Origin of the sequence: Streptomyces sp. NBC_00193, from assembly GCF_026342735.1 — a bacterium.
Lineage (GTDB): Bacteria > Actinomycetota > Actinomycetes > Streptomycetales > Streptomycetaceae > Streptomyces > Streptomyces stoeckheimensis.
The window spans coordinates 456,454-482,816 of record NZ_JAPEMM010000001.1; the positions used below are offsets into that span (position 1 = coordinate 456,454).

General features: G+C 73.3%; 15 protein-coding genes and 1 pseudogene. 6 read left to right on the forward strand and 10 right to left on the reverse strand.

Features of this window, described 5'->3' with window-relative positions; genetic code table 11:
* Positions 1 to 110: 110 nt before the first annotated feature.
* On the reverse strand, positions 111 to 1,121 hold the full coding sequence (locus OG898_RS01930) for an asparaginase (RefSeq protein ID WP_250742901.1): 1,011 nt from the start codon (positions 1,119 to 1,121) through the stop codon (positions 111 to 113).
* A gap of 136 nt (positions 1,122 to 1,257) precedes the next feature.
* Here OG898_RS01930 and OG898_RS01935 point away from each other — a divergent pair, with 136 nt between their 5' ends.
* The gene (locus tag OG898_RS01935; RefSeq protein WP_250742902.1) at positions 1,258 to 1,707 is read left to right on the forward strand and encodes an Lrp/AsnC family transcriptional regulator; all 450 of its coding nucleotides are present in this window, start codon (positions 1,258 to 1,260) and stop codon (positions 1,705 to 1,707) included.
* Between the two features lie 9 nt (positions 1,708 to 1,716).
* Here OG898_RS01935 and OG898_RS01940 read toward each other — a convergent pair whose 3' ends face one another.
* Positions 1,717 to 3,294, reverse strand: coding sequence for an NnrS multi-domain protein (locus tag OG898_RS01940; protein ID WP_266954584.1), 1,578 nt, complete (start codon positions 3,292 to 3,294; stop codon positions 1,717 to 1,719).
* A gap of 139 nt (positions 3,295 to 3,433) precedes the next feature.
* Between OG898_RS01940 and OG898_RS01945 the strand changes: the two genes are divergently transcribed.
* The 4 genes from OG898_RS01945 to OG898_RS01960 all read left to right on the forward strand — a co-directional run bounded on the left by OG898_RS01945 (position 3,434) and on the right by OG898_RS01960 (position 6,597).
* Positions 3,434 to 5,017: an amidohydrolase gene (locus OG898_RS01945; protein ID WP_266954586.1), complete on the forward strand. Its 1,584-nt coding sequence runs from the start codon at positions 3,434 to 3,436 to the stop codon at positions 5,015 to 5,017.
* Positions 5,014 to 5,244, forward strand: coding sequence for a hypothetical protein (locus OG898_RS01950; protein ID WP_250742905.1), 231 nt, complete (start codon positions 5,014 to 5,016; stop codon positions 5,242 to 5,244). The genes OG898_RS01945 and OG898_RS01950 overlap by 4 nt, the downstream gene beginning before the upstream one ends.
* Positions 5,241 to 5,987: a 4'-phosphopantetheinyl transferase superfamily protein gene (locus tag OG898_RS01955; protein ID WP_323184897.1), complete on the forward strand. Its 747-nt coding sequence runs from the start codon at positions 5,241 to 5,243 to the stop codon at positions 5,985 to 5,987. The genes OG898_RS01950 and OG898_RS01955 overlap by 4 nt, the downstream gene beginning before the upstream one ends.
* 175 nt (positions 5,988 to 6,162) lie before the next feature.
* Positions 6,163 to 6,597: a GNAT family N-acetyltransferase gene (locus OG898_RS01960; protein WP_266960028.1), complete on the forward strand. Its 435-nt coding sequence runs from the start codon at positions 6,163 to 6,165 to the stop codon at positions 6,595 to 6,597.
* A 75-nt stretch (positions 6,598 to 6,672) separates the two neighbouring features.
* On the opposite strand, the gene OG898_RS01965 is transcribed toward OG898_RS01960, so the two are convergent.
* From OG898_RS01965 to OG898_RS01990, 6 genes and pseudogenes are all read right to left on the reverse strand, one after another.
* Positions 6,673 to 7,893, reverse strand: coding sequence for an acetylornithine transaminase (locus OG898_RS01965; protein ID WP_266954591.1), 1,221 nt, complete (start codon positions 7,891 to 7,893; stop codon positions 6,673 to 6,675).
* The gene (gene argB, locus OG898_RS01970; RefSeq protein ID WP_323184898.1) at positions 7,890 to 8,756 is read right to left on the reverse strand and encodes an acetylglutamate kinase; all 867 of its coding nucleotides are present in this window, start codon (positions 8,754 to 8,756) and stop codon (positions 7,890 to 7,892) included. Before argB ends, OG898_RS01965 begins: the two co-directional genes overlap by 4 nt.
* A gap of 107 nt (positions 8,757 to 8,863) precedes the next feature.
* A pseudogene (gene argJ, locus OG898_RS01975) lies at positions 8,864 to 10,016 on the reverse strand (bifunctional glutamate N-acetyltransferase/amino-acid acetyltransferase ArgJ).
* Positions 10,013 to 11,050, reverse strand: a complete 1,038-nt coding sequence (argC, locus tag OG898_RS01980; protein WP_266954595.1) for an N-acetyl-gamma-glutamyl-phosphate reductase — start codon at positions 11,048 to 11,050, stop codon at positions 10,013 to 10,015. Before argC ends, argJ begins: the two are co-directional and overlap by 4 nt.
* Before the next feature lie 111 nt (positions 11,051 to 11,161).
* Positions 11,162 to 11,869, reverse strand: a complete 708-nt coding sequence (locus OG898_RS01985; RefSeq protein ID WP_323184802.1) for an isochorismatase family protein — start codon at positions 11,867 to 11,869, stop codon at positions 11,162 to 11,164.
* Positions 11,870 to 12,057: 188 nt separating this feature from the next.
* Positions 12,058 to 12,270, reverse strand: a complete 213-nt coding sequence (locus OG898_RS01990; RefSeq protein WP_266954597.1) for an MbtH family protein — start codon at positions 12,268 to 12,270, stop codon at positions 12,058 to 12,060.
* 186 nt (positions 12,271 to 12,456) lie between these two features.
* On the opposite strand from OG898_RS01990, the gene OG898_RS01995 reads away from it, so the two are divergent.
* Positions 12,457 to 13,572 carry an alpha/beta hydrolase-fold protein gene (locus tag OG898_RS01995; RefSeq protein ID WP_266954599.1) on the forward strand — a complete coding sequence of 372 codons (1,116 nt, stop codon included), beginning with the start codon at positions 12,457 to 12,459 and terminating at the stop codon, positions 13,570 to 13,572.
* A 113-nt stretch (positions 13,573 to 13,685) separates the two neighbouring features.
* Here OG898_RS01995 and OG898_RS02000 read toward each other — a convergent pair whose 3' ends face one another.
* Both OG898_RS02000 and OG898_RS02005 read right to left on the reverse strand, forming a co-directional pair.
* Positions 13,686 to 15,389, reverse strand: coding sequence for an ABC transporter ATP-binding protein (locus OG898_RS02000; protein WP_266954601.1), 1,704 nt, complete (start codon positions 15,387 to 15,389; stop codon positions 13,686 to 13,688).
* Positions 15,376 to 26,337: a non-ribosomal peptide synthetase gene (locus OG898_RS02005; RefSeq protein ID WP_266954603.1), complete on the reverse strand. Its 10,962-nt coding sequence runs from the start codon at positions 26,335 to 26,337 to the stop codon at positions 15,376 to 15,378. The genes OG898_RS02000 and OG898_RS02005 overlap by 14 nt, the downstream gene beginning before the upstream one ends.
* Positions 26,338 to 26,363: the final 26 nt, after the last annotated feature.

Consider the following 26,363-nt stretch of genomic DNA (forward strand, 5'->3'; position numbering starts at 1 on the left):
CGGGGCGGAGCCCCGGGAAACGGCGAAAGGGCGGGGCGGGGAGCAAGCCCGCGCAGCGGCGCCCCCGGCCCCGCCCCGGAATCCGGCACCGGAAGCCCGGCCCGCCAGGGTCAGGCGGGAACCAGCACGGATCCGCCACTGGCCAGCACCCGCCGCAGCACCCGCTCCCGCTCCTCCGCATCCCCCTCGGAGAGCAACGCCGCCAGCACGGCGACCCGCGCCTGCGGAGCCCGCAGCGTCCCCGTCGGCACGGCCCCGGCCGCGACCAGGTCCACCGCACCCCCGTGGGTGTAGATCTCCGTCACCGGCCCGGCCGCAACCCGGGTGGTCAACGCCACCAGCACACCGTCCGCGACGGCCGCCTTCACCGCGTCCACGACCTCGGGCGTCGCGTTGCCCGCGCCGGTCCCGACCAGCACGATCCCGCGCGCCCCCGCCGCCACCGCGGCGTTCAGCAGCACCGCGTCACCGCTCACGTGGTGCACGACGACGTCCACCCGCGGCGGCCCTTCCGGCGCCTCCGGCATCGCGGGCAGCGGCAGCGGCTCCGGCCGCACCGGCGTCCGCAGCACGGTGACCTTGCCGAAACCGACCTTCCCCAGCAGTTCCTTCGACGGGTCGGCGAAGGCGTCGAGCGCCACCGCCTGCGCCTTCACGGTCCCGCGGGCCGCGTGCACCCGGCCCGCGAACGTGATCAGGACGCCGAGCCCACGCGTCTTCGACGCGGTCAGCAGGGCATCGTAGAGATTGCCGGGACCGTCCCCGTCCGCCGCTCCCATGGGCCGCTGCGAACCGGTGAACACCACGGAACGCGCGTCGTGGTGGTGCAGGTCCAGCAGGAACGCCGACTCCTCCAGCGTGTCGGTGCCGTGCGTGACGACGACCCCGTCCACACCCGGGTCGGCGAGCACCTCGTGCACGGTCCGCAGCAGGGTCAGCTGGTGCGCGGTGGTCAGCCGGGGGCTGTTGACGCTGAACAGGTCGACGACCTCGACGCTCACGCCCTCCGGCAGCGGCGCGGTGGCCATGACCTCGGCCCCGTCCGCATCGGCCGCGAAACCGGAACCCTGCCAGCGGCTGGCTATCGTCCCGCCCGTACTGATCACGACGATGCGTCCCATGACCACGACCCTTCCCTCACACAGCCCGAAACGGCCCGCACAGATTTTCTACAAACGGCAATGGTAGGCCGATCTACGCGCAATGCGATTGCGATTTAGCCCCACCCCGCAATAAAACCTGAGTGATAATTGCGCCATGGACGCGATCGACAAAGAAATCTTGCGCGAGCTTCAGGCCGACGGCCGGCTCAGCAACCAGGAGCTCGCCCAGCGCGTGGGCCTCACCCCCTCCCCCTGCATGCGCCGGGTCCGCCAGCTCGAAGAGGAAGGGATCATCCAGGGCTACCGCGCGGTGATCTCCCCCGAAGCCGTGGGCCGCGGCTTCGAGGTCCTGGTCTCCGTGGAGGTCCGCCGCGACCGCGAGGCCGTCGAAGCCTTCGAAGCGGCCCTCCAGGACATCCCCGACGTCATCGAGGCCTACCGCCTCTTCGGCAGCCCCGGCTGCCTCCTGCGCATCGCGGTGGCGGACCTCCGCGCGTACGAACGCCTCTGGATCGAGCAGCTGACGGCCCTCTCGGGCGTCACGGAGGTCAACTCCCAGATCATCATGAAGCGCATCAAGGAACCGACGGGCCTGCCGGTCTGACGATCGGGGTCAGTCGCCCTTCGGCAGGCTCGCGTACGAGAAGGTGCAGCGGACGGACCCGTCGGCCACGGGCACGAGGCGCACCTGCTCGGCCGACACCTGTACGGACTTGCCCGCGGGCTCGTCCCACAGCGAGACCGTGCCGCCGGCCTCCCCGAAGGAGACGTACGGGCGCTCCGGACTCAGGACGCCGCCCCGGGTGCCGAGCTTCGCTGCGGGAACGGTCGGCTCGATGCACGTCCATTCCGGCTCCACCCCGAAGTAGGAGGGCAGCTCCGCCTTCCGGACCGCCGCCGCGCGGAAGTCCGCCACTGCGGCGCCCACCGAGTCCAGCACCCCTGAGACGCACAGCGCCAGCACCATCGCCTGAGCGACGACGTACGCGGGAACCCTGAACCGGTCGGCGGGGCCGACACCCGGCACATGCACGTGCTTCGCGACGCCCCACAGGGCCGGCACGAACAGGACGGAGCTCAGCAGGACCATGAGCTTCACCGCCGATACGGCCTGCCAGATCGCCGGCACGTCGAGGTCTGCGGGCATCAGGTCGAGGCTGTCCGCGTACATCGCGTGGAGCACCGACCCGGAAGACACCACGAGGGACGCCACGGCCGCGAAGAGCAGCGGCACCGCCCAGGTGAGCCATTCGCCCCACGTCCACTGCCGGACCAGGAGCCAGACGCCTCCCGCCGTCGCCAGTACGGCAAAGACCAACAGCATCTGTCCAGGGGTCCAGGCCCGGTTCTCCCCGGCGCCCAGGCCGAGGGCAAGGGCGAACGCGGCCGCCGCGCTCCACGCGGCGAACCCACTTGCACGGCTTCCGGCCGCCGACAAGCCGAACATCAACACGACTCCCGCAAGGAAACACAGGACCGCCGCACCGGCCCACACCCGCGCCTCCACTCCGTCCTCGTGCCGGGAGACCACCGCACAGAAGGTCATTGCCAGGAGCCAGGCGCCGAGACGGTACAGCCTGCGGCGGGCATCGTCCTCGCGGCGAGGCACCGCGGCACGGTAGGCGAGCCGTGCGTCGGCGGCGGCCCCCGGAGCGGAGCCGCCGGGCAGGGCCATGCGCGCGAGCCGGCGGGCCTCCGACGCCGTACCCGTCACCACCGTGCCGGTGTCGTGGTAGCCGCGCCGCTCCGTGAAGCGCGCACGTGCCATCGCCGCCGCGCGCCGCAGCTTCGCCATCGGCGCCAGAGGCCTCGGAGCAGGCGCGCGAGGCGGCCGGTGGGCGGTGGTGTGCGCCCACCAGGCGGCCAGGCTCTCCCTGTCACGGTCCATCGGCTCGCAGTGCCGGGCGTACATCTCCAGCCGCTTCACCCGCGCCAGGCGCTGTACTTCCCAGACCGCGGCCCGCCCGGTACGCCGGTTGAGGGCTCCGAGGAAGCGCACTTCGACGGAGTACATCCGTGCCGAGGCGTCGGCACTCAACACGCCCCGGGACATTCCCTCACCCCGTGCGGACGAGTCGATGACCGGCCAGTCCCGTTCACCGAAGGCCCGTTCCGCCTCGTCCCAGTCGCGCTGCCCGCCCCGCACCTCGATCAGTACGAGTACCCGCTGGTCATATCTCTTCCCCTGCACAGGCCCGCCCCCCTCGTCCCGCATTGACCGGTCGGCGAATGTACGGTTAGGGTTACCTAAGTCGATTGTGGCGCGACTCCTGGCCACCCACCTTGCCCCGTGTACATGCGCGTTGCCCTCAGGGGGAGTTGTACTACCCATGCTGTGTACGAGGCTGACGAACGCGAACATCATCACCATGGACCCCGACCGGCCCTTCGCCCGTGAGCTGGGGATCTGGCGGGGGCGGATCGTGGGGCTCGACGAGGAGATCGCCTCGCTGCCCGCCCGCGAGGTCATCGACCTGCAAGGCGCCACCGTGCTGCCCGGGTTCATCGACAGCCACGTGCACCTCGCCTGGACCGGGCTGAAGCAGAGCACCCCGAGCGTCGCCCCGTGCCAGCGGGTCGAGGACGTGCTGGCGGTGGTGGCGGAGGCGGTCTCCCGCTCCGCCGGCGGGGACGGCGCCTGGGTCGATGTCATGGGTTATGACCAGCGGGCCCTGGGGCGGCACCTGACCGCCGCCGAGCTGGACGCCGTCAGTCGTGGGCGCAAGGTGTTCCTCATGCACGACTCCGGCCACGGGTGCGTCGTGAACAGTGCCGTACTGGCCCTGCTGCCCGCCGAAGTCCCGCACCAGGACGGCTTTCTCGCCGAGGCGGCCATGACCGCCGCGCGGCGGCTGCGGCTGCCGTACGGGCAGGCCGAGATCGCCGACGCCGTCGAGCGCGCGGCCCGGACCTGCCTCGCCGAAGGCGTGACCGCCGTCGCCGAGGCGGGCATCGGGGGCGGGCTGCTCGGCCACAGCCCGGTGGAACTCGGCGCCTACCAGCTGCTGCGGGACCAGGGGAGGCTGCCGCTGCGGGTCCAGCTCATGCCGGCCGGCGATACGCTGCGGCCGCGCGAGGTGCACCGGGAGGACGGCTTCCCCCGTGCCCTGGACCTGGGCATGCGCACCGGGTTCGGTGACGACTGGCTGTCGCTGGGCGCGCTCAAGATCTACACCGACGGCGGCATGATGGCCCGTACCGCCGCGCTCACGGCCCCGTACGCGGGCACCGACCACACCGGCCAGCTCCAGGACGACCCCGAGCGCCTCACCCGGCTCATCGTGGACGGTCACCTCGCCGGCTGGCAGCTCGCCGTGCACGCCATCGGGGACCGCGCCGCCGACCTCGCGCTCGACGCACTGGAGCAGGCGCAGCGGCTGCTGCCCCGCCCGGACGCGCGGCACCGGATCGAGCACGCCGGACTGATCCGCCCCGACCAGCTCCCGCGCTTCGCGCGCCTGGGCGTCAGCGCGGTCGTCCAGCCGACCTTCCTCCACTCCTTCGGGGACGACTACGCGGACGTGATGGGCGAGGAGCGGGCCCCCTGGATGTACCGGGGGCGCGGGTTCCTGGACCACGGGGTGACCCTCGTGGGGAGTTCGGACCGGCCCGTCACCGACGGGGCCCCGCTGCGGGCGATTCAGTTCATGGTCGAGCGCACCTCCGCCTCCGGGCGGCCGATCGGGCCGGACGAGGCGATCACCGTCGAGGAGGCGCTGCGCGCCTACACGGTCGCCGGTGCGTACGCCTGCCGGTGGGACGACAGCGCCGGCAGCCTCGCCCCGGGCAAGCGCGCCGACCTGGTCGTCCTGGGTGACGACCCGCGGTACGTCGATCCCTCCCGGATCGGTGCCATCGAGGTCGTGGAGACCTTTGTCGACGGAAACGAAGCGACGAACGAAGGAAAGCTGTGAGCAATCAGGCGAACGTCCTGGAACGGTTCTCCCCGCTGTGGGAGGCACCCGAGATGCCGCCGCGCTGGGTGATCTGGCACGCGGGCGCGGGCGACTCCTTCGTCTTCGACCGGGAGTTCAACATGCCCGTCGACGTGGACGACACGCTCCTCGGGGAAGTCCTGTGCCGGATGCGCGAGGCCGGGGTCCCCGAGGGTGTCGATTACCCCGGCCGCCCGTGCGGATGACGGCCGGGCCGGTCCCGGCCCCCGTCCCCGCCCCTGCCCCGGCCCCCCGTACGGACGACCCTGCGCAGCCCTGGCTCAGCTCGCCCGTACCGGGACTGTGGGCGGTGCGCGTGAGCGTGTACGCGGAGCGGGCAAGGGAGTTGGAGGGGATGCTCGACGACACCGAGCGGGCCCGGCTCCAGGGGCTCAGGCGCGCCGCCGACCGTGACCAGTACCGGGTCGCGCACGTCGTGCTGCGGCAGTTGCTGGGCGACCGGCTCGGCCGGGACCCGGCGCAGGTGCGCTTCTTCCGCGAGCCCTGCCCCGGCTGCGGCGGACCGCACGGCCGGCCTGCCGTGACCGACGCACCGCTGCACTTCTCGCTGTCCCACGCGGGGGACGCCGTACTGGTGGCCTTCGCGGACCGTCCGGTCGGCGTCGACGTCGAGCGGCGGCCGGACCCCGAGCTGGCGGCCCAGGTGTCCACCGAACTGGCGGAGGTCCTCCATCCCGCCGAGCGCGCCGAGCTGTCGGCCCTGCCGGCCGGCGAGCGCCCCGCCGCGGTGGCCCGCTGCTGGTCCCGGAAGGAGGCCTACCTCAAGGGAGTCGGCATCGGGCTCGGCGGAAACCCGACCCTGACCTACGTGGGCACCCGCGCCACCGCCTCGGCCCCGCCGGGATGGACCGTCGCCGACGTGCCCGCCTTCCCCGGCTACGTGGCCGCACGCGCCGTCCGTACGCGCCGACTTGGCTCCTTTAGCTAGGTAAGGCTAACCTTACCTCGACCGTTCCGCCGGGAGGCCCTGCCCCCGCACCCGCACGCGGCGGAACCGAGGAAGGAACACCTTGACCACGGCCACGCTGCCCCCTGCCGCCGCGCACGCCACCCTGTCTCCCCGCACCCCCGCACCCCGGTGGCACGAGTTCCCCGAGTTCTCGGTGCGCCCGGCCCGCCGGGACGACGGCCCTGCGCTCGCCACCCTCTCCCGGCCGTTCGTCCACGCGGGGGCGCTTCGCGAACGCCCGCTCTCCCTCTACCTCTCCCGGGCGTCCGACTTCCTCGTCGCCCAGGCGCCCGACGGAACCCTCGAAGGCTGCCTCGGTCTGCGCGAACACCCCGCCGCCGGCGTGCTGTACAACTTCTGCGTCGCCGCCCACCGGCAGGGCACGGGCATGGGCGCCCGCCTGCTGCACGCGGCGTTCGCCCGGGCCCGTACGCGCTCCCTGCCCGAGCTGTTCACGGCGACCACCGGAAGCGGCCGTCTCTTCCTCCGCCACGGGTTCCTCCCGGCCTGCCCGAGCCTGGCGCCGGCCGACTGGGCGCAGTCCCTGGACCCCGGCCGGGGCGCACGCGTCCTGTCCCGCGCCCTGTAGGCGGCGAGAACCGCGCAGACGACGAAGGGGCGGGCTCCCGGAGGGACCCGCCCCGATCCGTACGTTCGACCGGTCCTACGCGGCGTCGAGGATGGCGGGCAGCGCCGCCACCAGGGCATCGGCCCGCTCCTGCGGCAGCGTCAGGGCGGGAGCCAGCCGTACGACGCCCGCGCCCGCCGCGTTCACGAGGAACCCGGTGTCCTGCGCGGCACGCTGGACCCGTGCGGCGACCGGCTCGGCGAGCGCGATGCCCAGGAGCAGCCCGGCGCCCCGCACTTCGCGGACCAAGGGGTGTTCCAGTGCCTCGATGCCGCGCCTCAGCCGCTCCCCCACCCGCGTGGCGTGCTCGAGCAGCCCTTCCTTCTCGATGGTCTCCAGGACGGCGAGCCCGGCCGCGCAGGCGACCGGGTTGCCCCCGAAGGTGGAGCCGTGCTGACCGGGGGTCAGCAGCCCGGCGGCGGCGCCGAAGGCGACCGTGGCACCGATCGGCAGGCCGCCGCCCAGCCCCTTGGCCAGGGTGATCACGTCCGGCTCCGCTCCCGGCTCCGCCTGGTGCGCGAACCAGTGGCCGGTGCGGCCGATCCCGGTCTGCACCTCGTCCAGGACGAGCAGGGTGCCCGTGGCGCGGGTGATCTCGCGGGCCGCCCGCAGGTAGCCCCGGGGTGCCGGGACGACCCCGGACTCACCCTGCAGGGGTTCGAGGAGGACCGCGGCCGTGTGCTCCGTGACGGCCGCGCGGAGCGCCTCCGCGTCCCCGTAGGGAACGTGCGTGACCTCCCCGGGCAGCGGCAGGAAGGGGGCGCGCTTGGGCGGCTGCCCGGTGAGGGCCAGCGCCCCCATGGTGCGCCCGTGGAACCCGCCCTCCGTGGCGACCAGGTGCGGGCGCCCGGTCCGGCGGGCGATCTTGAAGGCGGCCTCGACCGCCTCCGCGCCCGAGTTGGCGAAGAACACCCGGCCCGGCCTGTCCAGCAGGGCCAGCAGCCGTTCCGCCAGCGCGACGGCCGGCTCCGAGACGAACAGGTTCGACACGTGGCCGAGCCGCGCGACCTGGTCCTGGACGGCCGATACCAGGGCCGGGTGGGCGTGCCCGAGGGCATTGACGGCGATCCCGCCGGTGAAGTCCGTGTACGCGCGGCCGTCCTCGTCCCAGACCGTGCTGCCCTCGCCCCTGACCAGGGCCAGCGCGGGCGTACCGTACGTGTCCATCATCACCGCGCGCCAGCGGTCGGCGAGCGGTGTCGTCGTGGCGAGCGGTGTCGTCGTGGCCGTCGGTGTCGTCGTGCCGTCGGCGGTCACGCGCCGTCCCCTTCGTCGCCGCCGGGCCCCTGCGGACCGGGCTCGTCGTCCGGCACCACCGTGGTGCCGGGTCCGTCCTCGGCGAAGACTCCGCGCAGCAGCGCGTGCGGCACCCGGCCGTCGATGACCTGCGCCCGGGCGACACCGGCGCGTACGGCGCGCAGGCAGCCCTCCATCTTGGGGAGCATGCCGCTGGCGAGCTCCGGGAGCAGGGCGTCCAGCTCACCGGCCGTCAGGCGGTCGATCACCTCGGTGCTGTGCGGCCAGTCCGCGTACAGCCCCTCGACGTCGGTCATCACCACCAGCCGGTCGGCCCCGAGGGCCACGGCCAGGGCCGAGGCCGCGAGGTCGGCGTTGACGTTGTAGACCTGGCCGTCCTCGCCGCGCGCGACGGGTGAGACCACGGGGATGCGGCCCTGCTCCAGGAGTGCGGCGATGGCACTGCCGTCCACGTCCACGATGTCGCCGACCTGGCCGATGTCCACCGGCAGGCCGTCCACCCAGGCCGGGCGCCGGACGGCGGTCATCGTGTGGGCGTCCTCGCCCGACAGGCCCACGGCGAACGGCCCGTGGGCGTTGATGGCGCCGACCAGTTCGCGCTGGACCTGGCCGGTGAGCACCATGCGCACCACGTCCATGGTCTCCGGCGTGGTCACCCGCAGCCCGGCCTCGAAGCGCACCTCCAGGCCGAGCCGGTCGAGCAGTGCGCTGATCTGGGGCCCGCCGCCGTGGACGACGACGGGCCGCAGGCCCGCGTGCCAGAGCTCGACGACGTCCTGGGCGAACGTCCGGTGCGCGGACGGGTCCGCCATGGCGTTGCCGCCGAACTTGACGACGACCGTCCGGCCTTGGAGCTGCTCCAGCCAGGGCAGGTCCCGGGGGGCCGGCACGGTGGCCGGCACCTGGGCCTGCTCAGGCCTCTGCGCCTGCGTCTGCATCTGCGTCGTCTCCGCCGTCATCCCGACCCCGTTCAAGAGCTGTAGGCGCTGTTCTCGTGCACGTACTCGGCCGTCAGGTCGTTGGTCCAGATGACGGCCGAGGAGTCACCGGAGCGCAGGTCCACGGTGAGGGCGATCCGGCGGCCGGAGAGGTCGACCTTGTCCCGCGACTCTCCTGCTGCTCCGTCGCGGCACACCCGGACGCCGTTGATCGCCACGTCCAGCCGGTCCGCGTCGAAGACGGCCGACGTGGTGCCGATCGCGGACAGCACCCGGCCCCAGTTGGGGTCCTCGCCGTGCAGCGCGCACTTGAGGAGGTTGTTGCGGGCCACCGAGCGGCCCACCTCCACGGCGTCCGCTTCCGAGGCGGCACCGACGACGGCCACCTCGATCTCCTTGGACGCGCCCTCGGCGTCCGCCACCAGCTGAAGCGCCAGGTCCCGGCACACGGTGTGCACGGCCGCGGTGAGCTCGGTGGGGTCGGGCGCGATGCCCGAGCTGCCCGAGGCGAGCAGCAGCACGGTGTCGTTGGTGGACATGCAGCCGTCCGAGTCCACCCGGTCGAAGGTGGTGCGCACCGCCTCGCGCAGCGCGGAGTCGAGCACCTCGGCGCTCGCGTCGGCGTCCGTGGTCAGGACGACCAGCATGGTGGCGAGGCCGGGGGCGAGCATCCCGGCGCCCTTCGCCATGCCCCCCACCGTCCAGCCGGGGCCGGAGGCCACCGCCGTCTTGTGGACGGAGTCCGTCGTCTTGATCGCGACGGCCGCCTCTTCGCCGCCCTCGGGCGACAGCCGGTTCGGCGGCGGCGGTGATGCCGGCCGTCACCCGGTCCATCGGCAGCCGGACGCCGATGAGGCCGGTGGAGCACACCGCGACCTCGTCGGGGGCGGCCTCCACGGCCAGCGCGGTGCGCTCCGCCATCGCCCGGGCGTCCTCCGCGCCGGCAGGGCCCGTACAGGCGTTCGCGCCACCGGAGTTGAGGACGACGGCGGAGATCCGCCCGTCGGCGAGCACGCGGCGGGACCAGCGGACGGGCGCGGCCTGTACGCGGTTCGAGGTGAAGACACCGGCGGCGGCGCGGGACGGCCCCCGGTTCACCACCAGGGCCAGGTCCGGGTCACCGGACTCCTTGATGCCGGCGCGCACGGCGCCGGCAAGGAATCCCCGGGCGGCGGTCACACTCACGGAGCCACTCCATTCATGGGCAGGCCCAGCCGTTCCGGCAGGCCGAGGGCTATGTTCATGCTCTGCACCGCGCCACCGGCGGTGCCCTTCGTCAGGTTGTCGATGGCGCTCACGCAGATCAGCCTGCGGGCGTCCGGGTCCACGGCGATCTGCACCTGGGCGGTGTTCGAGCCGAGGACGGCGGCGGTGGTGGGCCATTGGCCCGGCGGCAGCAGCCGTACGAACGGCCTGTCCGCGTACGCGGCTTCGAACACGGCGCGCACGTCGTCCTCCGCGAGCGCCTCCGCGGCCGGGCTCAGCCGGGCCGAGCAGGTGGCGAGGATGCCCCGGGGCATGGGCGCCAGGGTGGGGGTGAAGGAGACCGTCACGTCCGTGCCCGCCGTGCGGGACAGGTTCTGGGCGATCTCCGGGGTGTGCCGGTGGCCGCCGCCGACTCCGTACGGGCTCATGGAGCCCATCACTTCGGTGCCGAGGAGGTGCGTCTTGAGGGCGCGTCCGGCGCCGGAGGTTCCGCTGGCGGCGACGATGACGGCCTCGGGCTCGACCAGGTGCGCCGCGTAGGCGGGGAACAGGGCCAGGGTGACCGCGGTGGGGTAGCAGCCGGGAACGGCGATCCGGGTGGCGCCCTTCAACTCGGCGCGGGCTCCGGGCAGTTCCGGAAGTCCGTAGGGCCAGGTGCCGGCGTGGGCGCTGCCGTAGAACCGCTCCCAGGCGGCCGGGTCCCGCAGCCGGAAGTCGGCTCCGCAGTCCACGACCAGGGTGCTGGGCTCCAACTCGGCCGCCAGGGCGCCCGATTGCCCGTGGGGCAGGGCGAGGAAGACCACGTCGTGGCCGCGCAGGGAGGCGGCGGAGGTGTCCAGGAGGATCCGGTCGGCGAACTCCGGAAGCTGTGGCTGTACGGTCCCCAGCGGACGCCCCGCACTACTGTGCGCGGTCAACGCACCGATCTCCACCGCGGGATGCGAGCTCAGCAGACGGAGCAGCTCCCCGCCCGCGTAGCCGCTGGCACCGGCCACCGCGACCCGTACGGTCATGTTCTTCCGCTCTCTCTCGGTTCGTTGGGTGATCCATCGACGACCGGCCGACCGGACGACCGACCGACCGCAGGCCGGGCGCGCCGCGGTCCGGGCACCGGGCGGGTGCGCTCAGGCGTCCTTGCGCACGTCTCGGGACCCGCCGCCCAGCAGCAGCTCGCGGAGCAGGGTCTCGGTCGTGCACACCACCGCGCTGCGGGCCGCCCAGCGCAGGGCCATCGCGTGCTCCTCGGCGGAGAAGTCGGCGACGGCGTCGGCGACCACGAAAGGCTGGATGTCGTTCATGAAGGCGTCCGCGGCGGTGAGCAGGACGCCGAGGTGGGCGTGGACCCCGCAGACGATCAGCTGGTCGCGCCCCTCCGAACGCAGCAGCCTGCCCAAGTGGCTGCGGAGGAAGGCGTTCTGGCGCACGTTGGCCAGCACGCGCTCTCCCGGCCGCGGGGCGAGCGGGGGGATGATCGCGGCGGCGTCGGCGCTGTCGCCGATGCCCGGCCCCCAGACGTCCGCGGCGAGCCCGCGCTGGCCCGGCGGCTGGGCGGCCGGCTCGGCGGTGAAGACGACGGGTATGCCGAGCACCGTGGCGAGGGCGCGGAGGGCCGTGATGTTCTCCACGAGTTCCACGACCGGGGACCTGTCCGTCGGGAGCTCCCCGACGAAGTGGTTCTGCATGTCGTGGACCAGCAGGGCGGCGCGGCCGGGGTCGATCACCCAGGACGCGCAGGAGCGGGGCAGGGCGGCGCGGTCGGGCATGGGGTAGGAGCCGATGGCCGGCAGGCCCATGACGATCCCCTCCCCCTGATGCAGTGCGTGCGGCTCCACACGGAGCCCCTACGCAGTTAGCTTAGCCTAACCTAACTCGACTCGCCTGCGCCCCGCTCACGCGCCCCGTCGGCAACCGGCCACACGCGCAGGCCCGTTGCACCCGACGACTGCCGGGCCGCCCCACCCTGCGGACACAGGCCGGCCCCGGACGCGGCGCGAGCGCTGCACGTCCGGGGCCTCCCCGGTCAGGCTTCGACGGTCGCCGCGAGGGACCGGGGGCGGAGGTCGGTCCAGCTCGACTCGATGAACTCCAGGCACGCCTCGCGGGTGGTCTCGGCGAGGGCGACCGTCCATCCGCCGGGAGCCTCGGCGAAGGGGGGCCAGAGGGAGTGCTGACCCTCGTCGTTCACCAGGACCAGGAAGCGGCCGTCGGCATCGTCGAACGGGTTGGTGCTCATACTGGGGTTCCTCCAGGAGCCCGATGGGACCGGCGGGTGGCGTCGGTGTGCGGCGCGCGCAGTCCGACAGCGGGCGCCGAGCCCGTGGGGAAGGTCGATCGGGAATGAAGAGAGCCATCCACTTAGGTTAGGCTCGCCTAATTATAGAGCTTAACGTTTCCCCTTCCCCCTCACAAGGAGGCACCGATGCGTGCACTCGAACGGATCCTGGCCGAGGACGGCTCGGAGAGCCCCTTCGCCGCGTTCGACCTGCCCGGCACGCCCGGCACCGATGAGTTCTGGGCGGCCGCGGCTCCCGCGTCCGCGCCTTCGGGCGACGGCGGTTGGGTCACCCTGTTCCTGTGGCGCGGCAGCCCGACGGTCATCGATTTCGAGAGCTGGTCGGATCCGGTGGTGCTGCTCCGGTGGCGCGACACGGACTGCTGGTACGCCGAGGTGCGCATGCCCGCACGGCTCCGAGTGACCTACCGGTTCCTCGCCGATGACGGATCGTCGTATCCCGATCCCCTCAACCCGGTCCGCGCGGGCGGCGAACGCTCCGTCGTGGCCACCCCGGACGCTCCGCCCCAGCCGTACTGGCCGGCCGTGGGCGCCGACGACGTACTGCCCCTGCCGCGCACCCGGATCCGCTGGGCGAGCGAGCGGCTCGGCGGCAAGCGCACCGTACGCGTCCACCCGGTGGGCGGCGGCGGACCGGTGGTCCTGCTGCTCGACGGGGACGACTGGCTGTACCTCCACCCGGCCATGACGGCCTTCGACGCGGCCTTCGACGCCGGCGACATGCCCCCGGCCACGCTGGTGTTCCTGCCCACCAAGGACCGGCAGGCGGAGTTCGGCTGCCGGCCCGAGCTGTGGGAGGCGGTACGGGACGAACTGCTGCCGCTGGTCGCGGACAGCGGGGTACCCGCGGACCTCGGCCGGCTGGTGGTCGCCGGGCAGAGCCTCGCCGGCCTGAGCGCGATGTACGCGGCCCTGGAGTTCCCCGAGCTGGTGAACCGGGTCGCCTGCCAGTCGGGGTCGTTCTGGTGGACCCCGGAGGCCGCGGACCTGCCGGACCCGCTGGGCGGTCCGCGCGGCGGCGCCATCGCCGCGCGGCTGCGCGAGCACCCCGCCCCGGCCGGGCTGCGGATCGCCTTCGACCTGGGCGAGCACGAGGCGCGCATGCAGCCCCACTGCGAACTGGTCGAAGCCCTGACGGAACAGGCCGGTGCGACCGTACGGGTGTCGCGGTCGGCGTCGGGCCACGACCGGGCGGGCTGGCGTCAGGCCCTGCTCAGGGACGTCGCCTGGGCGCTGGCCTGACCACCCGGCCACCCGAAGACGAGGGGGCCCGGTGCCCGGCGGATCGCCGGGCACCGGGCCCCCTCCTGTTCACCGGCTCCTGTTCACCGGCTCGCGTTCACCGTCTCACCAGGTCACCGCGTGACCGCCGCGCAGTACGCCGGGTCGTTGGCCAGCAGGTGACGGTGCGTCCCTTCGGCCGTGACCACCCCGTCGTCCAGGACGAGGACCCGGTCGGCCGCGTCGAGCAGGGCCGGGCTGCTGGTGATGACCACGGTGGTGCGGCCCCGGCGCAGCTCCGCGATCTTGCGTGCGACGAGCTGCTCGGTGACCGCGTCCACGGCCGTGGTCGGGTCCCGCAGCACCAGCACGTCGGAGTCAGCGGCCAGTGCCCGGGCCAGCGAGAGCCGCTGGCGCTGCCCGCCGGAGAGGTTCGAACCGCGGTCGCGGACCTCGTAGTCGAGTCCCTGGCGGTGCAGGGCGACGACGTCGGTCAGCATGGAGGCCTCGACGGCCTCGGGCACCGTCCGGCTGGTGCCCGACGGGTCGATGTTCGTCCGGAGGGTTCCCGCGAAGATCTCCCCGTCGTACGGGTTCACCAGCATCAGTTCGCGGACCGCCTCGACCGACAGGTCCGCGAGGTCCTGCCCGCCGAGCCGCACCGTGCCGCCGTACGAGGCCGGCGGCACGTTCACCGCCAGGATCGAGGCGAGTTCGGCCGCCGCCCGCGGCTGGTAGACCGCGATCGCCGTGAACTGGCCCGCCGGGACGTGGAACTTCAGGCCCTGCAGGGACTCGTAGCGGACGCAGTCGATCTCCAGGTCCCCGCCGGTCGCCGGGCGGGCCGTCCCGGGGGCCGCCACCGGCGGGGCGGACAGCACCAGGGCCATCCGCTCCGCCGAAGCGCGCGCCATCATCACGTACTTGGGCATGTCCGAGAAGAGCCGGAGCGGCTCCATGATGAACTGCGCCAGGCCCACGGCCATGACGAGCTCACCGATGCTGATCTGCCCGTCGAAGGCCAGCCAGCCGGCGGTCAGGGTGACCGCGGCGGCGAGGGTCGAGTTCAGGGCCAGCGCGGTGCCCGTGTAGGCGCCGTTCACCTTGGCGACCGTGATCGCCTGCTCCTTGGCCTCCGTGCTGACCTTCCGGTAGGACCGGAAGGCCGCGTGGTTGCCGCCGAAGCCGTGCAGCGGACGCAGGCCGGTGATCAGGTCGGCGACCTTGGCACCCGCCCGCGCCACCCGGGCCTGCTGCTCCTGGGTGCTGCTGCCGATCCGCTTCGACATCACGCTGAGGGTCGACAGGATCGCGATCGTCCCGATCATGACCAGCAGGCCGAGCCGCAGGTCCGCCAGGCTCAGCGCGACCGCCGCGACCAGCACCGCGACCGAGGAGCTGATCAGCATCGGCACGACCTCGACGATGTCGGAGGTCTGGTCGGCGTCCTCGGTGGCGATGGTGAGCACCTCGCCGGACTTGAGGTCCACGTCCCGGGCCACCGGCTGGAGGCCGCAGGACGCGACCCGCACCCTCCAGTGGTGGGCCTCGGTCGTGTTGGCCTTCTGCAGGATGCGCATCCCGAACCGCCACGACAGCGACACCGTCGTGATGATCACGGCCAGCGCGGCGATCGAGAGGGCGAGCGCCCCCAGGCTCCGTTCGCGCATCGTGTGGTCGACGATCAGGCCGAGCGCGATCGGGAAGGCCGTCTCGCCCGCCTGGTACAGGCCCATGAGGACGGTGCCCCAGACCATGGCGCCGACGTTGCGCCGTATGGCGGTCCGGAGGATGTCGGATCCCGCGCGGCGGGATCTCTGGACGTCAGGAGTTGTCATCAAGGTGCCGGGCAATCGCTTCGGGGGTTCGCAGGGTGAGCAGGTCGCGGATGGTGATCGTGGGGCCGAATTCCCGGCGCAGGAGTCCGACCAGGCGTACGGCCAGCATGGAGTGTCCGCCGAGGGACACGAAATCGCTCACGGCGCTCACCTCGTCGTCGTCCAGGTCCAGGGCTTCGGCGAAGAACTCGCAGACCAGGACCTCGGTCTCGGTCTCCGGACCGCGCTCGCCCGAAGTGGTCAGCGCGCCCAGCGGCTTGGGCTCCGGCAGGGCCTTGGTGTCGGCCTTCCCGTTCACCGTGAGCGGGATGGCGTCGACCTGAGCGTAGTGCGTCGGGCGCAGGTAGTCGGGCAGTCCGGCGCCCACCTCCGCGGCGACCGCCGCCAGGTCGGAGCCGGCCCCCAGCACGAGGTACGCGGCCAGCCGGTACGCGCCGTCGACCTGCGGGTCGGGCTGGGCGACCGCGGCGGTGAACCGGACCGCCGGGTGCGCGGCGAACGCCGCCTCCACCTCGCCGAGTTCGACGCGGTGGCCCCGGATCTTGACCTGCTGGTCGGTGCGGCCGAGGTACATCAGGTTCCCGTCCGGCCGGCGGACCACCAGGTCGCCGGTGCGGTACATGCGCTCGCCGGGGGCGCCGAACGGCGAGGCGACGAACCGGTGCGCGGTCTGGGCCGGCTGGCCGAGGTACCCGCGGGCGATGCCGATGCCGGAGACGTAGAGCTCACCGGGAACCCCGTCCGGCAGCGGTCGCAGCCACGGGTCCAGGACGAACACCTCGGTGTTGTCGATGGCCACGCCCACCACCGGGTCCTGGCACTCGAAGGTGCCGACGCCCAGGGTGTTGATGGTGTATTCGGTCGGGCCGTACAGGTTGTACCCGACCGTCCCCTCGGTCTCGGCGAGCCGCTGCCACAGGGTCGGGGTGACCGCCTCGCCGCCCAGGAGCACCAGCGCGGGGCGCCGCTCCGGGTTGTCGAGCAGGCCTTCGGCCGCCAGCTGCTGCGCGTAGGTCGGGGTCACGTTGATGACGTCGATCCCGTGCTCACGGCAGTAGTCGACCAGGGCGGGCGCGTCGCGGCGCAGTTCCTCGTCGCAGATGTGCACCTCGTGGCCGTCGGCGAGCCACAGGAGCTCCTCCCACGACATGTCGAAGGCGAAGGAGACGGTGTGCGCGATCTTGAAGATCCGGTTGCCGTGCTCCGCCAGCACCGGTTCGAAGATGCGGCGCTGGTGGTTGATCAGCATGTTGGTGAGACCGGCGTACTCGGTCACGACGCCCTTGGGCTTGCCCGTCGAACCGGAGGTGTAGATCGTGTACGCCGGGTACCGCAGCCGGTTCGGGTCGTCCGGTGCGAACGTCACGAGCGGCTCGGCCTCCGGAAGGGGCCGGTCCAGTTCGATCAGGTCGCCGGTCAGCCTGGGTGCGACGGCGCTGACGGTGAGGATCACCTCGGGCCGGGCGTCCGCGACGATCGTGGCGATCCGCTCGTCCGGGTGGTCCAGCTCCAGCGGTACGTACGCGGCTCCCGTGCGCAGTACGGCGAACAGCGCGACGATCCACTCCAGCGTGCGCGGGATCGCCAGGCCCACCGTCTTCTCCGGGCCGATGCCGCGTCCGGCGAGCACGCCCGCCAGCAGGCGGCTGCGGTCCCGGAGTTCGGCGAAGGTCATGCTCCGGCCCTGCGCGACGAGCGCGACCCGCTCGGGTGCGCGGTCCGCCGCCCGGTCGAACCGGTCGACCACCGTGTCGGTGCCGATGTCCGTGCGGTCGGCCGGCCCGGGCACCGGCCCGAGGCCGGGCAGCGCGCCCACCGGTCCGGTGGAGCGGGCCAGGTCCTGGAGCAGGCCGACGTAGTCGTCGAGGAGGCGGCGGGCGCTGTCCCAGTCGCCGTGGCGGTGCTCCAGCTTGACCGTGAGCCGGTCGCCGGGGGTGACCACCCAGGTGAAGGGGTAGTGGGTGGAGTCGTCCGACTTCACCTCGGTGATGCCGTGGCGGGCGTTCATCTCGGCGAGCCCGTCCAGGTCCAGGAAGTTCTGGAGCACGAACAGGTTGTCGAAGAGGGTGTCGTGGCCGCTGGCCCGCTGGATCTCGCCGAGCCCCAGGTGCTCGTGCTCCATCGCGTCGACCCGGGCCGCCTGTACGGCGGCCAGGTACTCCCCGACCGTGTCCTGCGGCCGGGCCCGCGTCCACATGGGCACGGTGTTGAGGAGCACGCCGACGATGTCGGACAGGCCCTCGCCCTCGCGGCCGGAGACGGTCACGCCGAACACGGCGTCGCTGCGGCCGGTGTGGGCGCCGAGGAGCAGGCCGAAGGCGCCGGTGAGGACCGAGTTGAGGGTGACTCCGTGCGCCCTGGCCGTCTCCCGCAGCAGCTGCGACTGTTCGGCGGTCAGGGTGTGCAGGAGCGCGGGCGGCAGGTCGTCCGAGAGGGACGGCGCCGGTCCGGCGAGCAGCGTCGGGCCGGAGAGCCCGGTCAGGTGCTCGGCCCAGAACCGCTCCGAGACGGCCGGGTCCTTGGCGGCGAGCGCTCGGGCGTGGTCCTCGAAGCCCGGTACGGCCGGGCTCGTGGACGGCTGCTCACCGGCGAGTACGGCCCGGTAGGCCTCGAACAGGTCGCGCAGCACGATCGCGCGGGACCAGCCGTCCCACAGCAGCAGGTGGTAGCTGAGGAGCAGGCCGTCGCGGCCGTCGGGCAGCCGGATCACGGTCAGCCGGATCAGCGGCGGCTCGGCCGGGTCGAAGCCGGTGTTGCGGTCGCGGACGCGCAGGGCTTCGACGTCCTCCTCGGTCGACAGCTCGACCGTGTGGACGCCGACGCGGCGGCCCGCCTTGAGGATCTGGACCGGGTTGCCGTCGTCGTCGGTGGTGAAGCCGGCGCCGACGACCGGGTGCCGGGCCATGACCACGGCCATGGCCTCGGTCAGTGCGTCGGTGTCGAGGCGGTGGTCGAGGGCGAAGTAGCTCTGCGCGACGTAGTGTCCGGCCGTGCCCGCCAGCTGGGCCTGGAAGAACAGGCCCCGCTGCAGGGCGGTGACCGGCGCCGTGCGCTCGGCCGTCACGGAGGCTTCCGCGAGGGTTTCCAGGGCGTGCAGCCAGTGATCGGTGATCTCGTCGGGGATCTCCTCGGCGAGGGTGAAGGTCGCGTGCAGGCTGCCGGTGGCCGCGTCGGTCCAGGCGTTGACCTCGACGGCGTACGGGCTGCCCTGGTCGCCCCCGGTGATGTGCAGGGCGCTGGACTCGCTGCCCCGGCCGAGGTAGTTGAAGAGCACCTGCGGGCGTGCCGTCAGCAGCGGGGCCGTCTGCGGGTTGAGGTAGCGCAGCCGGCCGTAGGCGAGGTGCCCGGACTCGTCCGGCTGGCGCGCCGCGAGCTCGCGGGCCGCCGCGACGGGGTCGGTGTGCGCGGTGAGCCGGACGGGCGCGATGGCGGTGAACCAGCCGACCGTACGGGTGTAGTCGTGGTGCTCCCGTACGGACACCCGGCCGTGCCGCTCCAGCTCGATCGCGAGATCGGTGGGCGTCGGCTGGATCCGCGTCAGGGCGGTGCGCAGGGCGCCGCACAGCAGCTCGGTGAGCGCGACGCCGAGCGCCGCGGGGGCGGTGCGCGTCACCAGGTCGCCGGCCTCGGGGCCGAGGACGACGGTGGTCTCGCGCAGCGTGCCGAACGCGGGCAGCAGCGCGGGGGCCGCGAGGGTCTCGACCCAGTGCCCGAGGTCGTCGGCGCCGGCGGTGGACCGCAGGGTCAGCGCGTCGGCGTACTCGGCGTACGAGGTGGTCGCCGGTGCGAGGGTCTCCCCGCGCAGGGCGGCGGCGAGGTCGTCCAGCAGGATCAGCCAGGACACCGAGTCGACCGCGATGTGGTGCACGGTGACCACGAGGGTGCCGGTCTGCGCGAGCCAGGTGAAGGCGGCGACCTCCCCGGTCTCGGGGGCGAGCCGTCCGGCGGCCTCGTTGGCGGCGGCCGTGGCGTCGGCCGTGTCCGTGCGGACGACGGTGGCCTTGCGGGCGGGTTCGGTGCGCAGGGTCCACACGCCGTGCTCGGTGTTCAGGCGCATCCGCAGGGCCGGGTGGGCGGCCAGTACGGCGTCGGCGGCGCGCTCGATGTCGGCGAACGCGGTGCCTTCGGCCACCTCGACGGTCCGGGCCTGGGCGAACCGGGCGAGGGAGCCGCCCAGTTCGCGCTGGCGCAGGATGATCGGCGTGGGCGCCAGCGGGCCGTCCTCGCGGCGCGCGGGGGCCGCTGCGGGGGCCTGGGTCTGCGGTGCGCGCGTGCCCAGGAGCTCGGCGAGGGCGCGCGGCGTCTTCAGGAGGAACACGTCGCGGGGTGCGATCGGCAGGCCGAGCGCCCTGGCGCGGTTGACCACGGTGATGGCGACGATGCTGTCGCCGCCCGCGCCGAAGAAGTCGGTGTCCGCGTCGGCGGCCGGGTGGGACAGGGTGTCGGCGAAGATGCCGACCAGCGAGGCGAGCAGGGAGTCGGTCGCCGCCCCCGTCACGGAGCCGCCGGCCACCGGGGTGTCGTCCTGTGCGGCCGCCGCGATCAGGGCCTTGCGGTCGAGCTTGCCGTTGACGGTCAGCGGCAGGGAGTCCACCGGCAGGACCCGGCCCGGCACCATGTGCACGGGCAGCTTCTCCGCGAGGAGGGCGGACAGGTCGCCGGGCACCCGGCCCACGACGTGCGCGACCAGGTGGTCGCCGCTGTCGGCCACGGTGACGGCCACGTCGACGACGCCGTCGAGGTCGCGCAGCGCGGACTCGACCTCGCCGAGCTCGATGCGGAAGCCCTTGAGCTGGACCTGGTCGTCGGCGCGGCCGGTGAACTCCAGCTCGCCGTCGAGGGTGCGGACGGCCAGGTCGCCCGTGTGGTACATCCGGGAGCCGTCGTTCGCGAACGGGTTCGCCACGAACCGGCCCGCGGTGAGGCCCGGCCGCCCGAGGTAGCCGAGGGAGACCTGGTCGCCGGCCACGTAGATGGCGCCCACCCGGCCCGGCGGCACCGGCCGGAGCCGGTCGTCCAGCAGGTGGGTGACCAGGCCCGGGATGGGTCCGCCGATGGGGCTCACGTCGTCGCCGAAGGCGAAGTCCCCGTCGGTCAGCACCCGGTGGGTCACGTGGACCGTGGTCTCGGTGATCCCGTACATGTTGACGAGCTCGGGCGAGGCGGCGCCGTGCCGCTCGACCCAGCCGCGCAGCCGTCCGAGGTCCAGTGCCTCGCCGCCGAAGATGACGCGGCGCAGCGCGGGGAGGGGTTCGCCGGCGTGCCGGTCTGCCTCGGCGAACTGGTAGAAGGCCGAGGGCGTCTGGTTGAGGACGGTCACTCCGCGCTCGCGGACCAGCCGGTGGAAGTCGACCGGGGAGCGGGTCAGGCCGTAGTCGGGGACGAGCAGCTCGCCGCCGTGCGCCAGGGCGCCCCACAGCTCCCAGACGGCGAAGTCGAAGGAGTAGGAGTGGAACTGGACCCAGACGTCGCCGGGGCCGAAGTCCATGTCCGGCTGGGTGTTGGCGAGCAGCGCCACCACGCTGGAGTGCGGGACGACGACGCCCTTGGGCTTGCCGGTCGACCCGGACGTGTAGATCACGTACGCGGGGTCGTGCCAGCTGACCTCGTCCGCCGCGGCGTCCGCCGTCGCGGCGGCCTCCTGGGGCAGTTCGTCACCCTGTACGAGGACCCTGGCGGCGACTCCCGCCCGCTCCAGCAGGGCGGTGAAGCGCTCGCGCTGACCGGGGTCCACGAGGACGGCCTGCGGGGCGGCGTCGCCGAGGACGTACTCCAGCCGGTCGTCGGGGTAGGCCATGTCGAGCGGGACGTAGGCGCCGCCCGCGCTGACGATGGCGACCAGGGCGACGACCTGCTCGATGGTGCGCGGGACGGCCACGGCCACGCGCCGGCCCGGCCGGACCCCGGCCGCGCGCAGGGCGGCGGCCAGTTCGTTCTTCGCGGCGGCGAGTTCGCCGTAGGTCAGGGAGCGGGTGGTGCCGTCGAGGGCGCACTGGGTGACGGCGGTGGCCGCCGGGTTCCGGTCCGCCGCGGCGTCGAAGAGTGCGCCGAGCGTGGTCGGGGTGATCCGTGCGGGGCTCCTGCCGCTCTCGGGCGCCAGGTCGCCGACCGGGGCGTCCGGCCGGGTGAGCAGGCCGGTGAGGGTGTGCGTGAACCGGGTCAGGATGTCCCGGGCGCTGCTCTCGCGGAGCAGTTCGCCGTCGTAGATCAGGTTGAAGCGCGGGCGTCCGTCGAGGGCCCGCTCCACGACCAGGGTCAGCGGGTAGTGCGGGGCTCCCTCGTTGACGAGGCCGGTGACGGCGAGGGTGTCGCCGGTGCGGCGCAGGGCGGCCACGTCGGTGGCCACGTCGAACACCACGAGGGTGTCGAAGAGGGAGCCGACGCCGGCGAGCCGGCCGATCCGTGCCAGCGAGACGTGCTGGTGCGGCAGGACCGCGCCCTGGTGCTCGCGCACCGAGGCGAGCAGTTCGCGCGCCGTGGTGTCTTCAGCCCACCGTGCGCGCAGCGGGACGGTGTTGATGAACAGGCCGACCATGTCCTCGATGCCGGGGACGTCCGCGTCGCGTCCGGAGACCGTGGATCCGAAGACCACGTCGGCGGAGTGCAGGATCCCGCCCAGGGTCACCGCCCAGGCGCTGTGCACGGCCACGCTCAGCGGTACGCCGGCGGCGCGGGCGGCGGCGTCGACGTCGAGGGACTGCGCCGGCTCGACGGAGGTGTCGGCGAACCGGTCGGACGGGGTGTGGTCCCGGGCCACCAGCGAGGGGCCGGGCAGCTCGGCGAGTTCGGCGCCCCACACGCGGTCGCTCTCGTCGGCGTCGCGCTCCGCGAGCCAGCCGACGTAGTCGGGGAAGCCGCTCAGCGGGTAGGTGCTTCCCGGCGCGTGGTACTCGGCGAGCAGCGCGCGGAGCATCGGGGGCACCGACCAGCCGTCGGCGATGATGTGGTGGACGGTCTGCACGAGGACGTCGCGGCCGGATTCCGGGTCGCGGACCAGCGTGAACCGCATCAGCGGGCCGGTGGCCAGGTCGAATCCGGCGCGGCGGTCCCGCTCGGCGAGCTCGTGGAGCTCCGCCTCCGTGATGCCGGGCCGGTCGAGGGTGGTGAAGGGCGCCTCGGCGCCGCTTTCCAGTACGGAGACCACGCGGCCGTCGGCGAGGGCCGTGAACCGTGCGGCCAGGTTCGGGTACAGGGTGAGCAGCCGGGTGGCCGCGGCCCGGAGGCGGGCGGGGGCGAGCTCGCCCTCCAGCGTCAGCAGCTGCTGTTCGACGTAGCTGCCCGCGGAGTCGTCGTCGAAGACCGAGTGGAAGTACAGGCCTTCCTGGAGCGGGGTCAGGGGCAGGACGGCGCGCAGCGCGGGTCCGTCCAGGGCGTCGACGTCGGCCTGGGTCAGCCGCACCAGCGGGAAGTCGCTGGGCGAGTGGCCGCCCTCGTCGAGCGCGGCCAGGGCGGTGAGGGCCGCCTGGAAGTACCCGCCGATCGCCTCGATGTCCTCGTCGGTGAACATCCCGTCGGGCCAGGAGACGGTGGTGACGAGTTCGTAGGCGCCGCTGGCGGAGGGTTCGGCGATCGCGTTGAACTCCAGGGCGCGCGGCAGGCGCATCTTCGGGTCGCGCTTCTCGCCGAGCTGGCCGGTGGTGCCGGAGAGCTGCCAGTCGCCGGACGCGCCCGCGTCGAAGCGGCCCAGGTAGTTGAAGAGGACCTGGGGTGCCGGGGCCGTGAAGGGGGTGTCGGCCAGGTAGCGCAGGGCGCCGTAGGAGACGCCGTTGCTCGGGACGCGGGCGAGGTCCTCCTTGACCGCCTTGAGGGCGGCGGCGAGGTACCGGGGGTCGGTGAAGTCTGCGCTCGTGCCGGGGTCCACGGTCACGGGGAACAGGGTCGTGAACCAGCCGACGGTGCGGGACAGTTCCGGCTCGATGCCGGCGGCGCCGGCCACGTGGCGGCCTTCGCGGCCGTGGCCCTCCAGCTCGATGTGCGCGAAGGTCTGCTCCTGGCCGCGGCCGCGGCGCCACCGGGCGAGGGTGACGGCGAGCGCGGTCAGCAGGACGTCGTTGACGCCCGCGTGGAACTTCGCGGGGATCTCGCCGAGCAGCGCGGCCGTGGCCTCGGAGCCGACGGTGAAGATCCGGTGCCGTTCCCGCTCGACGGTGTCGGCCTCGGAGGGGGCCCGGCGGCCCAGCGGGGCGTCGGGGCCCGGCAGGGGGCGCTCGTAGTGGGCGCGGTCCGCGTCGAAGTCGGCGCTGCCCAGGAGCTGGGTCCAGCGCCGGAACGAGGTTCCCACGGGGGGCAGTTCGATCTCCTGGCCCGCGGAGAACCGGCGCCATGCCGTGGCCAGGTCCTCCATCAGCACGCGCCAGGACACGCCGTCGACCACCACGTGGTGGGCGACCAGGACCAGCTGGCGGGCCTCGCGGCGCCAGACGGCCCGCAGCATGACGCCGGCGTCCGGGTCCAGTCCTTCGGTGGCGAGGGCCACGCACGCGTCGAGCGGCCCGTCGCTCTCCTGCCAGTCGGCCGCGGCTCCGTCGGCCTGCGGGATGTCGAAGCTCCAGCGGCCCCCGCGGACGAGCCGGGCGCGCAGCATGTCGTGCCGGGCGACGACGGAGTCGAGGATCGGGCCCAGCGCGTCGGCGGTGAGGTCCGCCGGGGTGTTCAGTACGACCGCCTGGACGAATCCGTCGATCGCGTCCGTGGTCCGGCCCAGCCACTGGACGATGGGCGATCCCTCGACGGGACCGGTCGCCACGTCGGCGTGGTCCGCCCGGGCCACGTCCTCGCGGCCGGCCACCGCCGCCAGGGCGCCCAGGACGCTGTTGGCGAAGATCTGCCCCGCGGTGACGTAGAGGCCCGCTTCGCGCAGGGCGCTCAGCAGCGAGATGGCGAGGATGCTGTCTCCGCCGAGCTGGAAGAAGTCCTGGTCGACGCCGACTTCCTCCAGCCGCAGCACGGAGGCGACGGCCGCGCAGACCGCGCGCTCCTCGTCGGTGGAGGGCCGTACGAACGCCCCCGTGACGATCTCGGGTTCGGGCAGGGCGCGCCGGTCGAGCTTGCCGTTCGCGGTGAGCGGGAACTCGGTCATCACGACGACGTGGGCGGGCACCATGTACTCGACCATGTGCTCGGTGGCCCAGGCCTTGACCTCGTCGGCCCGCAGCTCCTCGTGGCCGGCGGCCGGGATCACGTAGCCGACCAGGTAGGTGCCGCCCGCGCTGTTCTTCTTCGCGATGACGCAGGTGTGCCGTACCGCGGGGTGCTCCGCGAGGCCGATCTCCACGTCCTCCAGTTCGAGGCGCATGCCGCGGATCTTGATCTGGTTGTCGGCGCGGCCGAGGAAGTCCAGCGAGCCGTCGGGGGCGAACCGGGCGAGGTCGCCGGTGCGGTAGAGGCGGGAGCCGTCGTCGGCGAAGGGGTTCGCCACGAACCGGGACGCGGTCAGTCCGGGTGCGCCCACGTAGCCGCGGCCCAGGAGGAAGCCGCCGACGTAGAGTTCGCCGCCGACACCGACGGGGACCGGGCGCAGCTCGTCGTCGAGGACGTACAGCTGGGTGTTGGGGTTGGCCTTGCCGATCGAGGTGGACAGGCGTTCCGCTTCGCCGCGGTAGATGACGTGGGAGACACCGATGGTCGTCTCGGCCGGGCCGTAGCCGTGGTACATGGGGATGTCGAGCCGGGTGCGGAACCGCTCGTACAGCTCGGGGGTGAGCACCTCGCCGCCGCACCACACGTGGCGCATGCTGTCGAGGCGGTCGGAGTCCCCGGCGATCTCGAGCAGGACGTCCAGCATGGAGGAGACGAGGTAGGTGAAGGTGACGCGGTGCTCGGCGATCACGGCGAGCAGGTGGTGCGGGTCGCGTTCGCCGCCGGGCCGCAGGACGACGAGGCGGCCGCCGCACACCAGCGGGAGGAAGATCTCGTTGATGGATATGTCGAAGGACAGCGGCGCCTTGAACAGCGAGGCGTCGTCGTGGCCGAAGCCCAGGATCTCGTCGACCTGCCACAGCAGGCGTTCGCTGATCGCCTCGTGACGGATCATCGCGCCCTTGGGGCGGCCGGTCGAACCGGACGTGAAGATCACGTAGGCCAGGGCGTTGCCGTGCGCGGTGATTCCGGTGTCCCCGGCGGGCTGGTCGGCGTACCGCCAGTCGTCGAGGTCGACGGCGGCGGCGGCCGGTTCCGCGGGATCGTGCGCGCCGGAGTCGTTGAGCTGCAGCACGACCTGCGCGTCGTCGATGACGACGGCGCGGCGGGCGGCGGGCCACTGCGGGTCGAGCGGGACGAAGGCGCAGCCGGCCTGGAGCACGCCGAGGAGGCCGATCACCATGTCGGCGGAGCGGCCCAGCGAGATGCCCACGACCTGCTCGGAGCCGAGTCCGCGTCCGATCAGGTGGTGGGCCAGCTGCGCGGACAGCTCCGCCGCCTGGCGGTAGGTCAGCGAGCGGTGCTCGTCGATGACGGCGACGGCGTCCGGCCGCAGGCGTGCCTGCTCGCGGAACATCTCCACGATGGTCGGCCGGACCCGGTCCGCCGCGTTGTCGTTCCATTCGGCCAGGGTGGTGAGCCGCTCCGCCACGGTGGACGGGCTGATGGTGCCGAGGGGCCGGTCGGGGAAGTCCGCCAGGTCGTCCAGCGCGAGCTGGGCGTCGGACTGCGGGACGCCGGCCTGCAGGACGCCGGCGGGGACCGCGATGGCCCAGCCGTCCGGGGCCGCCTCGCCGGTCCCCCAACCGCTGGGCGCCGTACCGCCGTTGTCGACCCATCCGAGGACGTCCGCGAAGAGCGTGCCGGGGGTCAGGTCGATTCCGTCGGGGCTGGCGCCCGTCGCCCAGTACGACAGTCCGATGGCACAGGCCTCGGCGATGGTCCGGTCGGAGTATCCGCCGGTACGCCGGCGCACGTCTGCCAGGCGCGTAGGAGAGATCAGCACGAGACGAGCGCTCGGTTCCATCATTTGAAGACTCAACACCCTTCCAAGGT